Origin of the sequence: Lacticaseibacillus suilingensis (genome assembly GCF_016861845.1) — a bacterium.
Classification (GTDB): Bacteria; Bacillota; Bacilli; order Lactobacillales; family Lactobacillaceae; genus Lacticaseibacillus; species Lacticaseibacillus suilingensis.
Window position 1 is genome coordinate 1 of record NZ_BOLV01000009.1, and the last position, 18,768, is coordinate 18,768.

Consider the following 18,768-nt stretch of genomic DNA (forward strand, 5'->3'; position numbering starts at 1 on the left):
CGACAAACAACATTCTACGCTGTCTCCTAGTGGGCCAGTCTTTTTATTTGATGTTCCACTTCAATTGTAAATTCAAGTATAAAAAAAGGAGATGAAATAAAAGTTCGCCATGCCTAAATTTTTATATTGTAATTTTATGCTAGCAATGAAAACTATGTATGCTAGCTCTTTTATCTAAATAGAATTTGCTATCGATGATTGGCAACGGTACTTACTGATCTGAATCAAAAGCCTGACATCCGCAGCACAGCATGCAGTTAGACGCGGCTTTGCTTGCTTTTAGGACTCATCAAAGTTCGAGCCGGATCACGTGGTTTTGGTTGCGTCAGCAGTCAATTTGACTAATTTGGTCGGTCGGCTGCCAACAGTTGCCAAAATCGTCATGATGAGGTTTTTATCGTGAGCCAGCCATGCTTAGCATCTTATCACGTGCGCTGAGAAGCGATTCTGAGTCGTTTTGGCTGAAGTTGGCTAGATAGTTGATCGACCGTGCAATATATTCGGCGTGACGTCTGGCGGCGCTGACATGACTTCAAGCATCCAGATTGAACAATTTGCTGGTCGCACCAGCGGTCAAAGGATCAATGCCGTCAGTGATCCACGAGGTCTCGTTGATCTAAATCTGCGTTAAGACTACACAAGATTCGTAAAGTCGAATCGTTTGTCGTGTTGAAAACTTCTGAGCAGTAGCAGACTTTGGAAAGCGAGTATCTGATCAGTCGTAGGAACTGGTAATTAACGTAGCCGCTGGATTAAGCTCTTAGCTCTACTTCGCATAATATATATTATGTAAACTAGAATAGATACCAAAGTCTGACGGATTTTCGGCGGTTCTCCCCCAGTAAAAATGACCATCCGGCATCATGTGCTGCATGGTCAGCTGTGTCGATTAATTTCGCTGTTGGATTTCAATTTTAGCGAGCAAGAATTTCCGCAAGTTCATTTGGTTCAGTCAGCTGTGATGACATGTTGGAAAAATGCGACAGCTTGCGCTTGCGGATCTGAGGCCAGCTTTTGCTCCAGTGCGAACATCGCATCATGCCAGGCTGCGGTGCCCTTAATGTCATTATTGGCAGATAACCCAAACACCGTGCGTAAGCCATAAGTCTGGCTGATGTGTTGCTGCGGCGCTAACCAGCTTGTCAGCTTGTTCAAACTGTAAAGACTCATTGCTCCAAACGATTGTGACCGCATTGTTGCGCCTTCGTATTCGGCTAAGGCTTTGACTGGATCATCATTGAGTACCGCCGAGGCAAAAACGTGGCCCAGTGCATTGTGCTTCACGATTGAGAAGCAGCCGCCGGCCGTCAGATGCTGTTGTAGGTCGGCAATTAACGCCGCTGGGTTTGGCACGTATTCCAAAACATTGTGCACCAAGATCACATCGAACCGCTGAGTTGCCAGCTGCGAACGCTCATTGCGCCCTAGCTGAGTGAACCCCCTCTCAGCATGCTGCAGCATCTCTTGATCCGGTTCGTAAGCAACCACCTCGTTGTTTTTGGATAAGTGATGCGCCGTTTTGCCGAAGCCACTGCCATAATCGAGAATTCGGACATTCTTGGGTAACGCTGGTTCTAGCTGGTCCCAGAGCAGCTCATAAAATAGTTCACCCCAAGGTGTGGTGTAAACATAATCGTGATACTGAGAGATGGCGCTCATAATGCCACTTCCTTCGTTGTTTTTTTTATCGATTAGATACTGAGCTTGATTGTACAGCTCTCCTATCACAATTATCACAATCATTATACGGTAAGTAAACAGAGGCTAATACTGGTGGTTGTCCCCTTTTCAATTATCCAAACGGTTAATTTGACTCTTTTTTCTCGTCGTGATACTACTATTGTCAATTAACGCTCTTGTTCTTAGCCAATAGCAGTAACTTGCTAAAAAGCTTTACAAAGGCATCTTTGTACGTATAATATATGTATTACCGGAGGATGATGAACAATCCCAATGAAGCCCGCAAAGCTTGAAAGGCTTGTATTGCAACAAGGTTTTGTCCTCGTAAAAGGTGGTAAAGGTAGTCACCGCCGTTATCAACACCCAGACGGTCGTATGACTGAAATCAACTTTCACGCCAAGGAGGTGCGCAAAGGTACCCAAGAGGCGATTATGAAACAGATTGGTTTGAAATAGTCTTATTGTTCATGGCTATATCCTTTAATAAGAGGTCCAGTAAGGAGGTTTACGATGAGGTACTCTAATTTAATCTACCCAGTGATTTTCACTGAATATAACGATGATGGACATTATTTTACCGTCACCAGCCCTAACATCAAAGGCATGGTCACTCAAGGTGATACCCGGGCAGAAGCCGCATTAGAGGCGGTTGATGCGATTGCAACTATGCTTGATGGCGCCCCAAGTTATCCCAAGCCTCAGGACCCTTCTAAATGGCCACTTAAAGACAATGAAAGCATCGTTTACGTTACCGTTGATATGGCCCAATGGTATCGAGAAAAAGCAAAGTGGCAACACTCAAAAACCGTTCGGCGTACGATTACTGTTCCCGAATATCTCAACGATCTAGCCAAGCAAAGACATTTAAATGTCTCTCGCATCGCTACTGAGGCACTCGAACACGAATTACAGCAAGCATAATCGCGACCTTCTGCCCCCTGGTCAAGCACGTTTTCGCATGTTTAAAAAAATAGCTCTACATCACTAAAAAAATCATTTAGATGCTGGCCCTCACGGCTATGTCTAGGTGATCTTTTTAGTTCCGCATCAGAACTGCCACCGGCGCATTCGCCTGAATGATTTGCCGTAATTCTGTTACCTGGGCTTCGGTCAGACTGCTTTTAGGAATCAACTGTCCCATCTTTTTGGCCACCATCAGAATGAAAACCTCAGGCGTTTCAGCAACGTACTGGTAAGCGTTCCAGTCAGCGTGACCAGTATTGGTGGCCATAGTTGTGGTGATGCCGGTATCGTCGATGACCATGGTGCGGGGCGCGTAAAGCGGCGCGTTTTTCTTGGCTTTGAAAGCCTGCGCCGTGCGAAAACGGACTAGGCCGAAGAAAAATGCCGCGAAAAAGATGCTCAGGGCCATAAATGCGCCGCCTTGCGGCCAATCCCCCAGCAGACCAATGAGCAGCCCCAAGCCGAACAGGACGACCAAGAGTATTTTCAGTACCCGCAGCGACCAGCGGCTGAAGCGGTCGTATTGTTGAAACCAACGCTGATAAGCGCGGAAATCTGCTTGGGTGATGGTGATATTAGAAAGCGTCATGTCTGATCTCCTTAGTTTCGGTAGTTTCGGTGATGAGCCGATCTAGACGGATTGCCCCGGAATCTGCAATGCCGCCAGCTTGGCTACGGCCAACTTGACTTGCTTGGCCGGTGGGTAAAATTGACGGTGTGGGCCGCGGCTGGCCTCTAAATCCAGGCGACCGTAATGAGGAAACATGGCTGCCACTGCTGCCACATCAAGGTGTTGTTTCGCAGCCAGTCGCCATAGCTCATCCAAATCTCGGTTGCGCGCAGCGCGATCACGTCGGTTAAGAGCGTCCAACGCCAAAATCTCGATGGCCCAAAACAAGAGAATTAATCCCCGGCGCTGACCGAACAACGCCAAAGCACCAGCCGCTAGCGCTAACGCGATTGTTCCCACAATCAGTTGTATTTGCCATCGTTTCATTGTTTTACCCCCAGCAAAACTAAGCTACCATTCGTATAGTTAAACCGCGTGACAGCGGCGAAAGGCAGGTCGTTGAAATAAGCATAACCTTGGCCCGGCATCGTCAATTCTACCAGACCGCTCATCGCCGTCCCATGACTGGCAATCGCAATCAGCCCTGAATCTGGTAATGAGGCTAGAAACGCCAAATACCGTTGCTGGACCTCGTGAATGGACTCACCACCGGTGGCCGCGAAGTCTAGGTCAGTCCATTGTTGGCGCAGATAAAGGTTGAAATCAGCACACCATCCAGGCATCTTGCGCTCTATTAGTCTGGCATCTTCGACAACTGGTAAGTTCAGCTGGCTTGCCAGCGGCTGGATTGTTGCCACGGCCCGCTTCAGAGGACTCGAATAAATGGCTTGATACTGGTACTGCTTAAGCTGCTTAACCAATTGTCTCGCTTGCGCCCGGCCCTTTGGTGTCAGCGGGCGCGTTTGATCATCGTGAACGGTGATGTCCGATTCTGCGTGACGTATGAAATCGACTTCCATGGCGGGTCTCCTCTAGGTTTAGATTAACCTGTAGTTTAGACTAAGGCAACAATTTGCACAATTCAAACTCAACCCCCAAAAAAGAGGCCGATCAGCCTCTTCTCCGTTTAATATTCAGCTTGGGCGAGCAATTTCTCGATGTCAGGCACCATCTTCTCTGGTGTCGTCTTCGGTGCATAACGCGCCACCACCTTGCCATCGCCATTAACGAGAAACTTGGTGAAGTTCCATTTGATGGCATTACCTAACGCCCCTGGCGCCTCAGCTTTCAGGTACTCGAATAAAGGATCGGCGTCTTCGCCATTGACCTTGATCATTTGGTGCATCGGGAATGTGACGCCCCAAGTCGTGCGACAAGCCTGCGCCGCAGCGGCGCCATCTTCGAGTTCTTGGTGAAATTGGTCGGACGGAAAACCCAGAACCATTAAGCCCTGGCCCTGATATTTCTTATACAAGGCTTCAAGCTGTTCAAATTGCGGCGCAAAGCCACATTTGGTCGCGGTATTGACGATGATCAGCGGCTGGCCTTGGTATTGGCTCAAGGAATAGCTGGTGCCATCTTCACGCGTGACGGTGTAATCATAAACTGACATGTTGACCATCCTTTCCTGCGTGCTCCTCCATCTCCAGTATGGCACATTTAGCAATAAGTTGTAAGCAACTTAATTGAAAAAGAGCTCTTTCACCTGACCACTGCGGTAAGCGTCATAGACTGCTCGCACCACCCCATTGAGCGCTAGTGAGGCAAAATCAGCGATTGGGACCCAGCGCGTTTGTCCCTCGTCCTTCGTGCCAGCGCGATGCTGCGTGTTTTTTGGTGCCGGTAAGGTGCCAGCAAAGACGAAAATCAACTCTTTGCGCCCGTCACCTCGTTTAAAGTTGACCACACTGGCCAAGCGCCAGGTCGTGACGGTCAGCCCGCACTCTTCTGCCAGTTCGCGCGTGGCCGCTGCAGTCAACGCCTCATCGGGTTCGACATGGCCGCCTGGAAAAGTCATTGACGGTGCGAACTCGGAGTCGTTTTTCTGCATTATGAGCAGTTGGCCTTGACTCTCAACCAGGCAAAAACACGTTAATTCTGTTGGATAAAAACGGTCGGTCATGCCTTTTCCTCCTCGGGCCAAGGGCCACGCATCGTGATAAATGGATAAGTGCTGCCGTTAGTGATTTGCTGATGCGTTGAAATTGGTTGAAAGCCGGCCTTCGCGTAGACCTTTTGGGCGCGAACGTTAAAGGCCGCAACGTCTAGGATTAACCAGCGTTTGGCATAATGCGACTGCAGATAGGTTAAAATGGTGCGCAGAAAAGCGGCCCCGTCTCCCCGGCCTGTTAACACCGGAGCCATGCCCAAACCAAGTTCCAAAGTGTCCGGTTCATCTGAAGGTTCAACCACAAAAAAGCCAATTAATTGTCCTCGGGCGATGACTTCAAAGTATCGGTCTCCGCGGGCCTTTTCATCGATGATTTCAGCGTAGTCTTCCGGATCAGCTGTCATGTCATAGAACGCGTATTCGCCAGGATAATGCCAGTGGTCAGCAATTTCCTGGGCATGGGCTTGGGTTAAATGGTTAATTGTCATGCGTCGTCCTTTCGCCAAATCGAGTTATAAAGCTTGTTTTCAACGTAGCGCTTTAATCAAAATCTGGCAGGGATTCCAGCTATCCCATAGCGTTGGAAAGATTTCTAATTCGCTAAAACCCTTGCTGAGGTAAAAAGCTCCTGTAGCATCATACTGTGGATAATGGCCACGGGCGACGGTCTTGACCTGCAAAAATCGGTATTTCTGCCGTGCCTTTGACTCTAACTGTTCAAGCAAGGCCGTCCCAATGCCCTGTCGATGGAACGACTTGAGTACACCCATACAACTGATCTCTGCCGTCTGTTCACTTGTAGCATTTAAGTCGATAAAACCAGCCAAGGCGCCGTCAATATAGGCGGCCCATAACTGCATTTTCGCGGCTTCAGCGACATAGTCGGCAGTTGAATCTGGTAGGCCGAACCATTCTGGCAAGCCCGCCAAAATAGTGGCGACGATCAATTGTTTCTGGTGGGCCTCTGTTTCTTCCCTGATTTCGAGTTTAGCCATGAGCACACCATCCTTTTCTGCTTGTGCAGCATTAATTATCAACTAGCGAGAGGGATTAAACAAGCCGTTTCAACTTGGACAAAAATTGAGACGGTTCCGCTCGCCCGCGACAGCAATTCTCATGCTACAATAAGCTCAAATATGGGTTCAATGGAGGGGTTTTCTTGGCGGAACAATTACCGGCGACAATCAAGCGGGTTTGGGTGATTGGGGCACTGTTGAATGCGCTGGGCTGGCTCGCGCTGGCTGCGGCGCTATGGGTGGCGAATAGTTGGTGGGCTTGGCCGTTGTGGCTGGTGGTGATTGCCCTAGCGCTGGCGGTGCTGCATCCCCTCGTTCACCTGGTGCTGATTCCCTATCGCTATGCCTTTTGGCGCTATCAGATTACACCTGATGCCGTTTATCTGAAAAAAGGCGCCATTTTCCGCAAAGAAGAGGCGTTGCCGATTACGCGCATCCAAAATGTTACGCTGGAAGCCGGTCCGGTGCTGGCACATTACCATTTGCAAGCTGTCAGCATCGAAACGGCTTCGACCAAACACGAAATCGATGGTGTGACGCCAGCGGTTGCGGCTCAGTTGCGCGATCAGATTATGCAACTGGCGATGGAGGCCCGCGATGAAGCCTAAGCATTTGGCCCCCATGGCGCTCCTAATGATGACGGGGCATGCGTTACGCAATTGGTTCCGCTGGCTGGTGTTAGTCCTGATTGTGGCCACAACCCGCAACTGGTGGAACCGCTGGGTAGTTTTGACCATCCTTGGTTTGCTGGGCTACGAGCTGATTCGCGCGGGCTTGCGTTACTGGCGGTTCACTTACCTGCTAGCCGCCACCGGCATCACCGTCACGAGCGGGATTTTTCAACGCAAAGTGCGGCACATCCCCTATTCTCGGGTGCAAACCCTCCAGCGCCAGCAGTGGTTTTTCCTGCGGCCCTTCCAATTGGAAAGTCTGACCATCGAAACCGCTGGCCAGGAAACCGATAAAGGCGAGGCCAGTTTGCTTGCCGTCCCGCTAAGTGTGGGTGATCAAATCGAGCAGTTGCGGCAGCCTGACCCAGCCACGTTGCCTGCCGCTTCACCAACCGATGTGTCTAGCGCACCTGCTAACGGCGGCGCCAACAATCAGGCCGATACGGATTATCAAATTGATTCGCATGACCTCAACCTTTACGCGCTGAGTTCTTTCGGGGTGATGCCCATCATCCTGGGCCTGCTGTATTTGACAGAAAAAATCCCGGATAACGTGCAACATGAAGCCATGTCTTACCTGGCGCATTTGGCGGTGCTGGTCGTCCTTTCATTGGTGGCCTTTGGCATCGGAATCAGTCTATTGCTCAGTTATCTCGGTATTATATCGCGGTATTATCAATTTGAATTGACCCGTCATGGTCAGACCTTGACCACCAAACGCGGGTATTTCAAGCGCATCACCACCAGTGTCAAAAGTGCGCATGTGCAAGCCATTCGCATCAAGCAAACCGTCTTACGGCAATGGCTCCATCTCGCCACGGTGCAGGCGCTGGTCGCCAGCAACGCAGCCGAGCAGGAAGATGATGCTGATCTGGTCCTGCTGCCGGTATTGCCTGAGGCGGACGCCTTGAAGGTCATGAAGCCGTTCGTCGCCTGGTTGCCGAATTCAGTGCCAGCGCTTGACCCCGTGCCGGCCGCCAACCGTTGGCTATATATCCGCAATGGTATCTTGCTGTATCTCTTGGTGGACGCCGTTTTGCTGGTGGCAGCCTGGCAGTTTGCGCCGCAGTACTTAAAGGCAGTTAGTCTGGTCGCCGCCATCCTGCCGGTGGTCGGCTTTTTCCAAGGTCGCTATGCTAGTCGCGCTGCGGGGCTGCTGATTCTGTCGCCGCAGCTGGTGGTGTTGCAAACCGGCCGGCTGTTTGCCCGCCAGCTTTTCTTTGTTCCCCGCCCGGCGATTCAATCTGTGACCTTAAGTCAAAGCATCTGGATGCGGCCACAGCACCGCATGCATCTCGCCGTCAATGTCCGCCAAGGGGATGGCAACGAGGAAATCGAAGTCCGTTATCTGCAGGAAGCCACCGCCCTGGCCCTGCGTAAGTGGTATCTGCACGAAGCCTAACCGAAAGGCAAACCGCGATGACTCAGTTGAGCCACCGCGGTTTTTGATTCGATTTAGGCGAAATATGGTTCATCAATCGTCAGCGTTTTGGCGTCAAAGTCCACCGTGGCCTGCGCCCCGTATGGCAAGCTGGTGCGCGGATAGGCATGACCAAAATTGAGGTTAAATAAAATTGGCGTTTGCGTGTCTACGGTCGCCGCCAGCAGCGAGGCTTTGTATTCCTGGTAGTAACGCTCGTTTTGCGGCTTACCAGCAATAATGGCGGCTACTTCATTCAGCAAACCATGCTGCTTGAGGTGATCGAGCATGGCCTGGTAGCTAGCTGGATCAGGTCGCTCCTCACTGGTTTCGATAAACAAAATCTTACCCCGCCACTGCTCGGCTGGCAGCAGTAGTTGATACTGCTCAGCGGTGGCTTTTTCGCCGGGCAAATGATCCGTCAGCAAGTCGTCCAGGCTTTCTAAACACCCGCCCAGCAAACTGCCAGTGACCTTGCCACTGCCGCGCAGGACCTCATAGCCGTGCGTTTCCTGGTGAGTGACTCGCGGCGTATCGAGCGCGGCCAGGGAGAAGTCGGTGCGTTCCTCATACCACACCGGGCTGCTAGCGATAACTGTCGTGGGCGTGGGTTCAAAATAGTGCGCAAAGGTCGCCTTCGTGTATGGCAGCATGCTGTAATCGAGCTCCGCCAGGTCATTAAGGAAGTTGGGCCCGTAGAAGCTCTGCAGGCCAAGCTGATACAGCATTAGATGATTGATGGAGGTGTCTGAAAAGCCGGTGAATAATTTCGGCTGAGCGGCCACGGCCGCCACAAACTCTGGGTCCTCAAATAAGTACGGCGCCAACCGGAACGTATCCTCCCCGCCGATTGCACAAATAATGCCTTTGATGGTCGGATCCATGAACGCGGCCTTGAGATCAGCGGCGCGCAGTTCGGGGTGCGCTGCTAACTTTTCAATGCCCAGCAGACTGTTGGGCATAAAGCGCGGCACGAGCCCAAAATCGCGCAGGCGCTGAACGCCGCGGGTGCGTTGATGCGAAGCAAAAGCCTCTCCGAGCGTTCCAGCCGACAAACTGACAATGGCGACCTGATCGCCCCGGCCGAGCGCAGCAGGCTTCATTTTACCGGCGGCATTGAATTGAACAGACATGGCAGTCACTCCTTTTGAATGGGGTTAAGTATACCCGTTTCCCCTAACCGGCTCAAACCCAAGCAAAAACCGCCAGCCGCCAAAAGTGGCTGACGGGACAACCGGCCTAAGTTTAGGCGGCCGGACGTTTGAATTTCAGAATCCAGCCGGCAATGATTGGTACCAGCCACACCGCCGCAATCGCAACTAGTGACCAGCCGATGAACAGTTTGGTGGTGATCATCAAAATTAAGATGACCGCAGTCCAACTGAGGCTTTCTAGAATTCCACTGACAATGCCCATACCTTTGTTCATCGTCGCCGCCTACAGGTTAAAACAACAGTGCAAACGCGCCTAATTCTTTGGCATCAGGTTGATCCGGGAAGGTCATGTACACTTGCAGCCCGCCCTCATCCGTATCGGAAAAGGCGCCGGCCAGCGTGTCGTACCGGCTGGCAAGAGCTGGTAAGGTGTAAGCCAGCAGCCCATCAAGCAAGCCGTGATCAGCCCCCCAAGCGCCGCCAAATTCGAGGTGACCATGCCGCAAGTAAGTCAGGCAGTAGGCGCCAATCGTCTCCCCTTGCGCTAAGGCCAGCGGTGCGGTCGGCTCAAGATTCGTCAAAATCCGCGGGGCCCAGTCTTTTTCCGCGAATGGCTTGACCTGATCCACCGCGTGGCGGCCTTGATAAGCAAGATAAGTGGTTTGAATGAGTGCCTCAGTTAGCACCTCAGAGTTGAGAATATCACTTTGGGTGAGCAACTTGGTGCCTGGTGCCAGCGTCACTGGCGCGGTTTGGGCGTCTTGGAGCCGCAGCTGCGGCTGAAAGGTCGTGCGAATGCGCCGCAATCCGCGCGACACCATCGCCGAGCGCAGCGGCGACATGGTATCCGGCGTCACCGCCATCAGCCCTCGCTGGCCGTTTTGCTTGGCCCTGGCCACCACGTTCGTAATCAGCACATCGGCGAGTTCACTTTGACTCACCCTGTCAGCGGCTGGGGTGGTTAAAGTGGCAAACCGCAACAAAAACGGATGCATCGGATTGCGCCAGGTGGTCAGCGCAGCCACCACCTGCCCGCCGCATTCAACCTGCTCTGCACCAGCCAGGTGCGCTTTGAACGACGCAATGTCGTCCTGCGGGCTCAACCACGGGCCACTGGCATTGACAAAAGGTTTGACTTCAAAGGTCATACTGGGCCTACTTTCTGGCGTCCTGATGCGCCGCAATCACTTGGTCAAGCACTTGCACCACGCCATAGTCATCATTGCTGGCAGTGCGGTAGCGGGCGTATTGCGCCATCCCTTCAGCGTGATTGGCCACCAAGTAGCCGTATTTAACCGTTGCCAGCATTTCCGCATCATTGAAGGTGTCGCCGAATGCCATCATGTCATCAGTGGCAATGTGAAGATGCTGGCTCACGGCGCGCATGCCGGTCCCTTTATCGACGCCTTTGGGCATGATGTCAATCCACACCGGGCCGGAGACGGCGGCGGAAAAATCGGCCCCGAACCGCGGCGCAATCACCGCATCGTACACCTTTTGGCTATCGCCATTGGGCAGGTAAATCGTCACCTTGTTGGCCTCGCCTGCCCAGCTGGCCAAATCATCGCGGAAGCTCAGCTGGTGGTAGAACTCGCGAAAGACGCTATCGTATTGTTGGTCGGCGGTGGCCGCAATGGCGCCGTCCAACCCGCAAATCAGCGGTGAGCCGTCCGTTTCTTCGCTAATGGTTTTCACCATGGCTTGGTAAGCGGCTTGTGGCAACAGCGTTTTGCTGATGATTTGGCCGTGATGCGAAATGGCAGCGCCGTTATCGGCGATCAAGGTCAACCGTTCGTGGCGCGGAAACAGGTCGCGCAAGGTGTACAGCGGCCTACCGCTGGCAATGCCGAACTGAATCCCCAGCGCTTCGAGCTGATCGAGCCGCTCGTCGAGGTGCGGTGGCAGCGTGCCAGCTTCCGTTAGCAGCGTGTGATCCATATCGGTGGCAATAAACTTAACGTCTTTTAAACTCATTAATTCGTTTTCCCTTCAATAAAAGCCAAATAATAACTAACTGCCGCGACACTTTGCGCCGAGCCAATGGCCCCTGACTGTACCGCTTTAATCACGTCGGCCAGTGGCACGAGCTGGCTGGTGACGAATTCATCCTGGTCAAAATGCTGGGCCGTGCGCTTGCTTTCGTCAATCTGCGCCAGCATCAGGTGCACGGTTTCATCGGTCATGCCTTCGCTCGAGCGAATGGCACACATCTCGCTGATTTGGCCAGCTTCATAGCCAGTTTCCTCGGCTAATTCGCGGCGAGCAGCGACGACGGGGTTCTCCCCTGGGTCCATCAACCCTGCTGGCAGCGCAAACGCCTCGGCATTAATCCCAACGCGATATTCGCGGTTGATCAACACCTTTTGATCCGGCGTCAGCGCCAGCATCGCCACGGCAGGCGCATGCTTGATCAAGTCGCGCTCGACGCGCAGGCCGTCTGGAGTGTCGATGGTTTGCTGAATCACTTCAAAAATATGACCGCTATAAGCGGTGTGGGCGGCTAAAATGCGGCCGGGCTTGGTGGATGCTTTGATGAACATGTCATTGCCTCGATTCTGAACGTGATGGTCTGGTTCAATCATACCAAAAAACCAGCCGCATGCGGCTGGTTTATGGTTACTTCTCGGTTTTGGCGTAATCTTGCATCCAGGCAATGGCGATGGCTTTCTCGCCTAAATGGGTGCCGATGACGGGGCCAAAATATGAGGTCTCAAATGGGACATTAGGGAATTTAGCCTCAAGGTCAGCGCGCCAAGCGGCAGCGGCTTCCGGGTCGTTAGCGTGAATGACCCACGCCTTCACCGGATAATCGACCTGGGCCAGCGCTTCGCCGAACAAGGTTTCCACCCGGCTATAGGCTTTCTTCAGGGAGCGAATTTTTTCAAAGGCAACAATCTTGTCGCTTTCTTCATCGAAGGTCAACAACGGCTTGATTTTCAGCATGCCACCAATGAAGCCAGCGGCATTGCTTAACCGGCCGCCGCGCACCAGGTTTTGCAGGTCGTTGACGATGAAGTACTCGCCGAGCGTGGCGCGCAGCTGATCGAGCGTCTTGATAATGCTGTCAGCATCGGCGCCAGCCGCCGCCATTTTCGCGGCAGTTAACACCAACTCGCCCATCAAAATAACGGTGATTTGAGAGTCATAGACAATGACATGGGCCGGCTTGAAGTCCGCCACGGCGCCGCGCAGCGTTTCCACGAAGCCAGAAATAGTGGCCGCCAAGTGGATACTAATGATGGTATCGTAACCTTCATTAGCCAGATTTTCGTACAGTTTGAGGACTTCGCCCAGCGGCGGCTGCGAGGTGCTGGGGAAAGTCTTGGCGGTGCGGAGTTTGGCATAGTATTCAGCCGAAGTGATGTCTTTGCCTTCGTCGTAAACATTGCCATCGAGGATGACAGGAATCGGAATGATTTTGATGTGGTTATCTGCGATTTGGTCAGCAGATAGATAGGCGGTGCTATCGGTCACGATGGCGATCTTCATTACTTCACCTGCTTTGTTAAAATTAGCTCTCATTAGCATACCATGAAAACCCCGCTTTTTGAACCCGCCGGCTTGAAATATGCTTAAGGGGGTTACGAAAATGAACCGCGCCGCAGCGCTTTCAAACTGGTCTGCTACCCCTGAGCCAAGTTGTGGCAAACGTGCCGTTAACCCGGCGCCAACCGGCTGCTGGTTTTGCACGGTTGGCGTAAAACAGCTACAATAATAAGCAGTGTTTTGGCTCAATAGAGCAGAAAGAGGTCATTATGTCTTTTGATGGAATTTTTACCCATACCATGACGGCTGAGTTGCAGTTTCTGGTCGGCGGCCGGGTGAATAAAATTACGCAACCTTATGCCAATGAGGTGATTTTGGGCATTCGTGCTAACCGCAAGAATTGGCCTCTTTTGCTGTCGGCCAATCCGCAGTACGCGCGGGTGCAAATCACTCGTATCCCGTTTGAAAATCCGAAGGTGCCGACCAATTTCACGATGACCCTGCGCAAGTATCTGGCCAGCGCGACCTTGCAGTCGTTCACCCAGGTGGCCAATGACCGGGTGCTGCACCTGGATTTTTCCACCCGCGATGAACTTGGGGATGATTTGAGCTTGCGGCTGGTGGTGGAAATCATGGCCCGGCATTCCAACATCACCCTGGTCAACCTGCGCACCAACAAAATCATTGACCTGATTCGCCATGTCGGCCCTGATCAGGACCGCTTCCGCTTGCTGATGCCTGGCGCCACCTATCTCGCCCCACCGCAGCAGGATAAAGTCGATCCCTTCACGGACACCAGCCGCGGCTATCGTGAACTGATGAAAACCAGTGACGTGCCGCTGCCACAGCTGCTGCAGCGCCACTACCAAGGCTTGGCGCAAGACACCGCCAAGGAATTGGCGGCGCGCCTGAGCCAAGAGGATGCTGATGCAGCCTGGGACGCCTTCTTCACTGCCCTGAAGACGCCGACGCCGACCATCACCACCAATGCCAAGGTCGCCTTTTCACCGGTGCCTTACCAAACCAATCCTGGCGACACTCAGCAGTTTGCCACGCTCAGTGAGATGCTCGACGCGTTCTATGCCCAAAAAGCCGAGCACGACCGGGTCAAGTCCCAAGGCGAAAATCTGATTCGCCCGCTGCGCACGCTCATCGAACGCGATGCCAAGAAGCAGCGCAAACTCGCCCAAACCTTGCAAGATACCGAGAAGGCCGATGATTATCGTATTCGGGGCGAAATCTTGACCACGTACCTGGCGCAAGTGGAGCGCGGTCAAGGCAGCGTCACCTTGCCGAACTTCTATGACGACATGAAGCCCCTGAAGATCAGTTTATCCAATCAGCTTTCCCCTTCTAAAAACGCCCAGAAGTATTTCTCGCGCTACCAAAAACTACGCAATGCGGTCGCGTATGTAAACGAGCAAATGGCCCAAAATCAGGCGGAACTCGACTACCTCAACGGCGTGATGGCCCAAATCGAAATCGCCAGCCCTAAAGATTTGGCTGATATTCGCGAGGAGCTGCAGGAAGGCGGCTACCTCAAGGTGCAAAAGCGCGGCAAAAAGGCGCAGAAGCACAAGCTGGCCCAGCCGGAACAGTTCTGGGCCTCTGACGGTACCCGCATCTGGGTCGGCAAGAATAACCTGCAAAACGATCAGCTGACCTTGCACAAAGCCGCGAAAACTGACATCTGGCTCCATGCCAAAGACGTGCCCGGCTCGCATGTCATTATCGACGCCGCCAAACCGAGCGATAAAACACTGATGGAAGCGGCAATGCTGGCGGCGTACTTCTCTAAGAGCCGCGCCAGCGCGAATGTGCAAGTGGACTGGATCGAAGTGAAAAAAATCCGCAAACCTAATGGCGCTAAGCCCGGTTTTGTGGTGTATGAAGGACAGCGTACAGTGGCCGTGACGCCAGATGAAGCCGTGGTCGCTAAGCTGCGCCAAGCGCCCACCCTTTAACTTGTAAACTAACCAAAAATGACTCACCGCCTGAAAATTCACAGCGGTGAGTCATTTTTGCGTTACAACGGCGTACTGAACGCCCAGGTGGTGGTCAGATGATAAGGTTCCCCAGGCATCAAGGTCAGTGCCGACCAGTCCTGACCGGAAGGCGGTGCGACCTGGGCCTCGAGGGTCACGCCGTTATGCTGGTGCAGATTGTGGGCAACGCCCGTACCGTCAAAGTGATTGGCGGTATAGACAGCGACGGCTGGGGCCGTGGTGGTCATGGTCACTTGCCGTCCGCTCGCTCCGGTCAAAGTCGCAGCGACGTCATTGTTGAGCAAGAACGGATGATCCAAGCCCGCGCCATTTTGCACTTGCGGCATCACGGCGCCCAGTTTCTGCGGCTCCCGGAAATCAAACACTGTGCCGGCCACTGGCTGCCAGCCGCTCATCGGCAAGTGATTGGCCGCCAGTGGCCCGTAGTAATCACTGGCCAGCTCCAAGGTCGTCTCATCCACCGTTGAGTCCGCCCCATCCAAGGCAAAATAGACATGGTTGGTGGCATTGAACAGCGTCATTGCATCGGTGGTCGCCGTGAGGTCATAATGCAACTGGTTGTCGTCGTCGAGTGTGTACACCACGGTCACTTTGACGTTGCCCGGATACAAGTTGTGCCCGGCAAAGTCCACCTCGGTGAAAGTCACTTGATCTTGGCTGGCCTCCTGGCGATAACTGAGATTCCACACCTGTTGATCGAGCCCGTCATCCCCGCCGTGAATCGCATTGTCACCTTCGTTGGCTGGCAGCGACACCAACTCGCTGCCGCGATGCCACAAATGGCCTGGTACTCGGCCGATGACCCGACCAACGGTGCCGCCGAGGAAGTTGCGCTCCTGGTGATAAGCGGCTGGCGAATCGAGACTCAAAATCACATTCGTGTGGTGCTCACCTTCTGGCAGCAGCACTTGCTCCAACGTGGCGCCGTAATTCAGCAGCTTCACCACCATGCCATTGTGGTTGGTTAAGGTCAGTTCATACAGTGGCTCCCCTTTGAAGTCGCCATATTTTTCCAAAGTGACAGACATATCATGGCCTCCTTGTGTGGTCTATTCCTCGTTAGCTTAGCGCATTCAAGGGTTTGATACAACAAGAAAGTAACCGATTACATAGCGTAACCGTGGGCAATCCGCCACAGATTGCGCCAGTCGTTCCACGCAAAAAACGCCGGCTGCAGAAGCTGCAAACCAGCGCTTATGGCTTCGCTTTGGCGTTAGCGCGTCCATTTAATCGACACCAGACTCAGCACCAGCATGGCGACAACAATGATCATGACGATCACCATCGAGACCACTGGCGCAAAGAACAAACTGAGTAGCACCGCAATGCCGCCAATCACCATGGTGTAACCGAGGACCCGCAAAGCGCGTTTCGCCCCGGCATAGTTATTGATTTGCCATGGCGCATGATAGCCATAACCAAACCAGCGACCACTTTCTACCGGCGCGGTGGGCAGGTAATTACCCATCCCGATGAAAATCGCTGCCACCAGTAGCAGCGCCCAGAAGCGGGCATCTACCTGCTGGCCCAGATTGCTACGCACCGTCATCACATACGCAACCACGGTCACCAGCGGCAGCAGCCAAGCGGTCAGCCGTTCGAGTTTTGGCGCCGCTTGACCATGTCGAGCACTGTACCAAGTTGCGCCTAGCACCACCCACTGCATGACCAGCATCAGCAGTGGCAAGCCAAACACCATCATGGGTTTGGGCATCCAGCCGTTCACCTGATTGTTCAGCCCCCAGTGCGTTGCCATCGTGGCGGGCAGTGCGTCATATTGGGCCAGGCCGTAGCCGATTGGGGCCACAATCACCAAGCTGGTCAGCACCAGCAACCACGTTCTATTTTTGCTCATCATGTTCCCCTCCCATCTTCAAGCTGTAAATCCAGCTCAGCACTTCTTCAAAGACACTGGCGTTTAAGTCATAGTAGATAAAATTCTTGTCCTTGCGTTCAGTAATCAAGCCGGCTTCCTTTAGCAGTTTCAGATGGTACGAAACGGTCGCGGGTTTGAGCTCAAACTGGCTGGCAATTTCTCCCGCCGCATAAGACTGCTTGCGGAGCAACTCCAAAATCTGCCGGCGCACCGGATCAGAAATCGCCTTGAGCGTGTCACTAATTGCCATGCCCTGCGCCTCCTTTTCTATTTCGAGATCTCTCTAATTAGATGGTACGCGCTTCGCGGCGTGAAAACAATTCTATTTAGAAAATAATCAAAATAGAGCAAAAAAAACAACCCGCCAGGCCTCGGCCTAGCGGGTTAATGTGTTTTAAGCCTGCCAGTGGGTCGGATCGGCCCGAAAGGCTTGCAGAAGGGCCAATTCCTGGTCGTTGATCTGGTCTAAGTGTTTGGCGGTCTCAATCAACGCCGAGTAGTTGGTCAACGGCGCAAACGGAATTTTCGCGGCGGCGAAGTTGGTGGTGCTGGCTTCGAGTTGATAGCTGAAAATCGCCGCTACCCCAATAACATCGGCGCCTTCGCGCTTGGCAGCTGCAGCGGCTTTCAAAACCGAGCCGCCAGTACTCAGCAAGTCATCAATCAGAACCATTTTGGCCCCAGCTGGCAGCCGACCTTCGATTTGCCGCCCCTGCCCGTGATCCTTGGGTTTGCTCCGAACATAGACCATTGGCAGATTCAGACGGTCAGCCACCAGCGCCGCATGCGGAATGCCAGCGGTGGCCACCCCACCAATCACTGCCACTTCAGGAAATTGGGTCTTGATCAAGGCAGCGAGGCCATCAGCAATGCGCGTGCGGACTGCTGGGTAACTGATGGTCAGGCGGTTGTCCGTGTAAATCGGACTGTGGATGCCGCTCGCCCAAGTAAAAGGCTCATTCGGGCGCAAGGTCACCGCTCCGATGGTTAACAGGTCTTGGGCAATGATGGTTTCGATTTCAGTCATTGATGATCGCTCCATTCTGCTTTGATTTGCTGGTACGCCGCGATTGGATCACTTGCCTGGGTAATCGGTCGGCCCACGACAATCCCAGAGCTACCCAATTCATGGGCCTGCTTTGGCGTCACCACCCGCTTCTGGTCGCCAAGCGCAGTGTGCGCTGGGCGAATGCCAGGGGTGATGATGAGAAAATCAGAGGCCGTCACCGCTCTGATTAACGGGACCTCCTGAGCGCTGGCGACCACCCCATCAACCCCGGCTGCCTGCGCCACCGCTGCCAAGTGCTGCACAGCTTGCGGTAGCGGCGTGGTGATTGATAGTTCCGTGCGCAGCATGGCGGGCGTACTCGACGTTAAATGGGTGATAGCAAGTAGCTTAGGGGCCTGAACGTTGGCGTCAGCCGCGCCGGCTAGCAACCCGGCTTTGGCAGCTTCGAGCATCGCACTGCCGCCGACCGCGTGCACCGTCGTCAGCTGAATACCTAACCGCCCGAGCTGGTAAGCCGCTTTCTCGACCGTGTGCGGAATGTCGTGTAATTTCAGGTCCAAAAAGATGTTCACTGGCCGCTGCATTCGCAGCTTTTTGATGACTGCCGGCCCTTCACGGTAGAACAGCTCCATCCCCACCTTCACAAACAACGGCGTGGTCGGGTCAAACTGGGCTAGGAAAGCTTGAGTGGTCTCAAGATCTTCGAAATCTAAAGCAATGATGGGATCCATGGTTCCTCCTTGAAAGCAACGTGTTGAAAATGAATGGTTGCGCTGGCAATACGTCTACCCCTCCGGCTAAAAGCGGCCTCGCTTCGCAGCCTACAGTTGCGCTACGTGGGACAACGGCTGAGTGTCCTGATCAGC

The 18,768-nt window shown here is 53.3% G+C and carries 24 protein-coding genes; 5 read left to right on the forward strand and 19 right to left on the reverse strand.

Annotated elements, in window-relative coordinates; all coding sequences use genetic code 11:
* Positions 1–948: 948 nt before the first annotated feature.
* The gene (locus JUF11_RS06495; RefSeq protein ID WP_204118872.1) at positions 949–1,659 is read right to left on the reverse strand and encodes a class I SAM-dependent methyltransferase; all 711 of its coding nucleotides are present in this window, start codon (positions 1,657–1,659) and stop codon (positions 949–951) included.
* Between the two features lie 294 nt (positions 1,660–1,953).
* On the opposite strand from JUF11_RS06495, the gene JUF11_RS06500 reads away from it, so the two are divergent.
* Complete coding sequence (locus JUF11_RS06500) at positions 1,954–2,136, forward strand: type II toxin-antitoxin system HicA family toxin (RefSeq protein ID WP_236000477.1); 183 nt, start codon at positions 1,954–1,956, stop codon at positions 2,134–2,136.
* Positions 2,137–2,190: 54 nt separating this feature from the next.
* Entirely contained in the window at positions 2,191–2,601 is a 411-nt protein-coding gene (locus JUF11_RS06505; protein WP_204118873.1) for a type II toxin-antitoxin system HicB family antitoxin, read from the forward strand.
* A gap of 115 nt (positions 2,602–2,716) precedes the next feature.
* Here the strand turns inward: JUF11_RS06505 and JUF11_RS06510 are convergent, their stop codons facing one another.
* The 7 genes from JUF11_RS06510 to JUF11_RS06540 all read right to left on the reverse strand — a co-directional run bounded on the left by JUF11_RS06510 (position 2,717) and on the right by JUF11_RS06540 (position 6,259).
* On the reverse strand, positions 2,717–3,232 hold the full coding sequence (locus tag JUF11_RS06510) for a YcxB family protein (RefSeq protein ID WP_204118874.1): 516 nt from the start codon (positions 3,230–3,232) through the stop codon (positions 2,717–2,719).
* 42 nt (positions 3,233–3,274) lie between these two features.
* A complete protein-coding gene (locus JUF11_RS06515) occupies positions 3,275–3,640 on the reverse strand; it encodes a hypothetical protein (RefSeq protein WP_204118875.1) in 366 nt (121 codons plus the stop codon).
* Positions 3,637–4,173: a histidine phosphatase family protein gene (locus tag JUF11_RS06520; RefSeq protein WP_204118876.1), complete on the reverse strand. Its 537-nt coding sequence runs from the start codon at positions 4,171–4,173 to the stop codon at positions 3,637–3,639. Before JUF11_RS06520 ends, JUF11_RS06515 begins: the two co-directional genes overlap by 4 nt.
* Positions 4,174–4,280: 107 nt before the next feature.
* A complete protein-coding gene (locus JUF11_RS06525) occupies positions 4,281–4,766 on the reverse strand; it encodes a glutathione peroxidase (protein ID WP_204118877.1) in 486 nt (161 codons plus the stop codon).
* Between the two features lie 69 nt (positions 4,767–4,835).
* On the reverse strand, positions 4,836–5,276 hold the full coding sequence (locus JUF11_RS06530; RefSeq protein WP_204118878.1) for an NUDIX hydrolase: 441 nt from the start codon (positions 5,274–5,276) through the stop codon (positions 4,836–4,838).
* The gene (locus JUF11_RS06535; protein ID WP_204118879.1) at positions 5,273–5,752 is read right to left on the reverse strand and encodes a GNAT family N-acetyltransferase; all 480 of its coding nucleotides are present in this window, start codon (positions 5,750–5,752) and stop codon (positions 5,273–5,275) included. Before JUF11_RS06535 ends, JUF11_RS06530 begins: the two co-directional genes overlap by 4 nt.
* Before the next feature lie 39 nt (positions 5,753–5,791).
* The gene (locus JUF11_RS06540; protein ID WP_204118880.1) at positions 5,792–6,259 is read right to left on the reverse strand and encodes a GNAT family N-acetyltransferase; all 468 of its coding nucleotides are present in this window, start codon (positions 6,257–6,259) and stop codon (positions 5,792–5,794) included.
* Positions 6,260–6,423: 164 nt separating this feature from the next.
* On the opposite strand from JUF11_RS06540, the gene JUF11_RS06545 reads away from it, so the two are divergent.
* Both JUF11_RS06545 and JUF11_RS06550 read left to right on the forward strand, forming a co-directional pair.
* Positions 6,424–6,888, forward strand: coding sequence for a PH domain-containing protein (locus JUF11_RS06545; protein WP_204118881.1), 465 nt, complete (start codon positions 6,424–6,426; stop codon positions 6,886–6,888).
* On the forward strand, positions 6,878–8,353 hold the full coding sequence (locus JUF11_RS06550; protein WP_204118882.1) for a PH domain-containing protein: 1,476 nt from the start codon (positions 6,878–6,880) through the stop codon (positions 8,351–8,353). Before JUF11_RS06545 ends, JUF11_RS06550 begins: the two co-directional genes overlap by 11 nt.
* A gap of 53 nt (positions 8,354–8,406) precedes the next feature.
* Here the strand turns inward: JUF11_RS06550 and JUF11_RS06555 are convergent, their stop codons facing one another.
* The 6 genes from JUF11_RS06555 to fakB all read right to left on the reverse strand — a co-directional run bounded on the left by JUF11_RS06555 (position 8,407) and on the right by fakB (position 13,014).
* Positions 8,407–9,504 carry a S66 family peptidase gene (locus JUF11_RS06555; protein WP_236000479.1) on the reverse strand — a complete coding sequence of 366 codons (1,098 nt, stop codon included), beginning with the start codon at positions 9,502–9,504 and terminating at the stop codon, positions 8,407–8,409.
* Positions 9,505–9,616: 112 nt separating this feature from the next.
* Complete coding sequence (locus JUF11_RS06560) at positions 9,617–9,799, reverse strand: hypothetical protein (protein WP_204118883.1); 183 nt, start codon at positions 9,797–9,799, stop codon at positions 9,617–9,619.
* A 16-nt stretch (positions 9,800–9,815) separates the two neighbouring features.
* Positions 9,816–10,673, reverse strand: coding sequence for a hypothetical protein (locus JUF11_RS06565; protein WP_204118884.1), 858 nt, complete (start codon positions 10,671–10,673; stop codon positions 9,816–9,818).
* 7 nt (positions 10,674–10,680) lie between these two features.
* Complete coding sequence (locus tag JUF11_RS06570; protein WP_204118885.1) at positions 10,681–11,499, reverse strand: HAD family hydrolase; 819 nt, start codon at positions 11,497–11,499, stop codon at positions 10,681–10,683.
* Positions 11,499–12,065 (reverse strand): NUDIX hydrolase, encoded by a 567-nt coding sequence (locus tag JUF11_RS06575; RefSeq protein WP_204118886.1) that lies wholly within the window; start codon positions 12,063–12,065, stop codon positions 11,499–11,501. Before JUF11_RS06575 ends, JUF11_RS06570 begins: the two co-directional genes overlap by 1 nt.
* Before the next feature lie 76 nt (positions 12,066–12,141).
* A complete protein-coding gene (fakB, locus tag JUF11_RS06580; RefSeq protein WP_204118887.1) occupies positions 12,142–13,014 on the reverse strand; it encodes a DegV family protein in 873 nt (290 codons plus the stop codon).
* Between the two features lie 266 nt (positions 13,015–13,280).
* Here fakB and JUF11_RS06585 point away from each other — a divergent pair, with 266 nt between their 5' ends.
* Positions 13,281–14,975 carry an Rqc2 family fibronectin-binding protein gene (locus JUF11_RS06585; RefSeq protein WP_204118888.1) on the forward strand — a complete coding sequence of 565 codons (1,695 nt, stop codon included), beginning with the start codon at positions 13,281–13,283 and terminating at the stop codon, positions 14,973–14,975.
* Positions 14,976–15,037: 62 nt separating this feature from the next.
* Here JUF11_RS06585 and JUF11_RS06590 read toward each other — a convergent pair whose 3' ends face one another.
* From JUF11_RS06590 to pyrF, 5 genes are all read right to left on the reverse strand, one after another.
* The gene (locus JUF11_RS06590; RefSeq protein WP_204118889.1) at positions 15,038–16,045 is read right to left on the reverse strand and encodes an aldose epimerase family protein; all 1,008 of its coding nucleotides are present in this window, start codon (positions 16,043–16,045) and stop codon (positions 15,038–15,040) included.
* A 185-nt stretch (positions 16,046–16,230) separates the two neighbouring features.
* The gene (locus JUF11_RS06595; protein WP_204118890.1) at positions 16,231–16,872 is read right to left on the reverse strand and encodes a DUF1648 domain-containing protein; all 642 of its coding nucleotides are present in this window, start codon (positions 16,870–16,872) and stop codon (positions 16,231–16,233) included.
* A complete protein-coding gene (locus tag JUF11_RS06600) occupies positions 16,859–17,143 on the reverse strand; it encodes an autorepressor SdpR family transcription factor (RefSeq protein WP_204118891.1) in 285 nt (94 codons plus the stop codon). The genes JUF11_RS06595 and JUF11_RS06600 overlap by 14 nt, the downstream gene beginning before the upstream one ends.
* Positions 17,144–17,287: 144 nt before the next feature.
* Positions 17,288–17,920: an orotate phosphoribosyltransferase gene (gene pyrE, locus JUF11_RS06605; protein ID WP_204118892.1), complete on the reverse strand. Its 633-nt coding sequence runs from the start codon at positions 17,918–17,920 to the stop codon at positions 17,288–17,290.
* A complete protein-coding gene (gene pyrF, locus JUF11_RS06610) occupies positions 17,917–18,633 on the reverse strand; it encodes an orotidine-5'-phosphate decarboxylase (RefSeq protein ID WP_204118893.1) in 717 nt (238 codons plus the stop codon). The genes pyrE and pyrF overlap by 4 nt, the downstream gene beginning before the upstream one ends.
* Positions 18,634–18,768 lie beyond the last annotated feature (135 nt).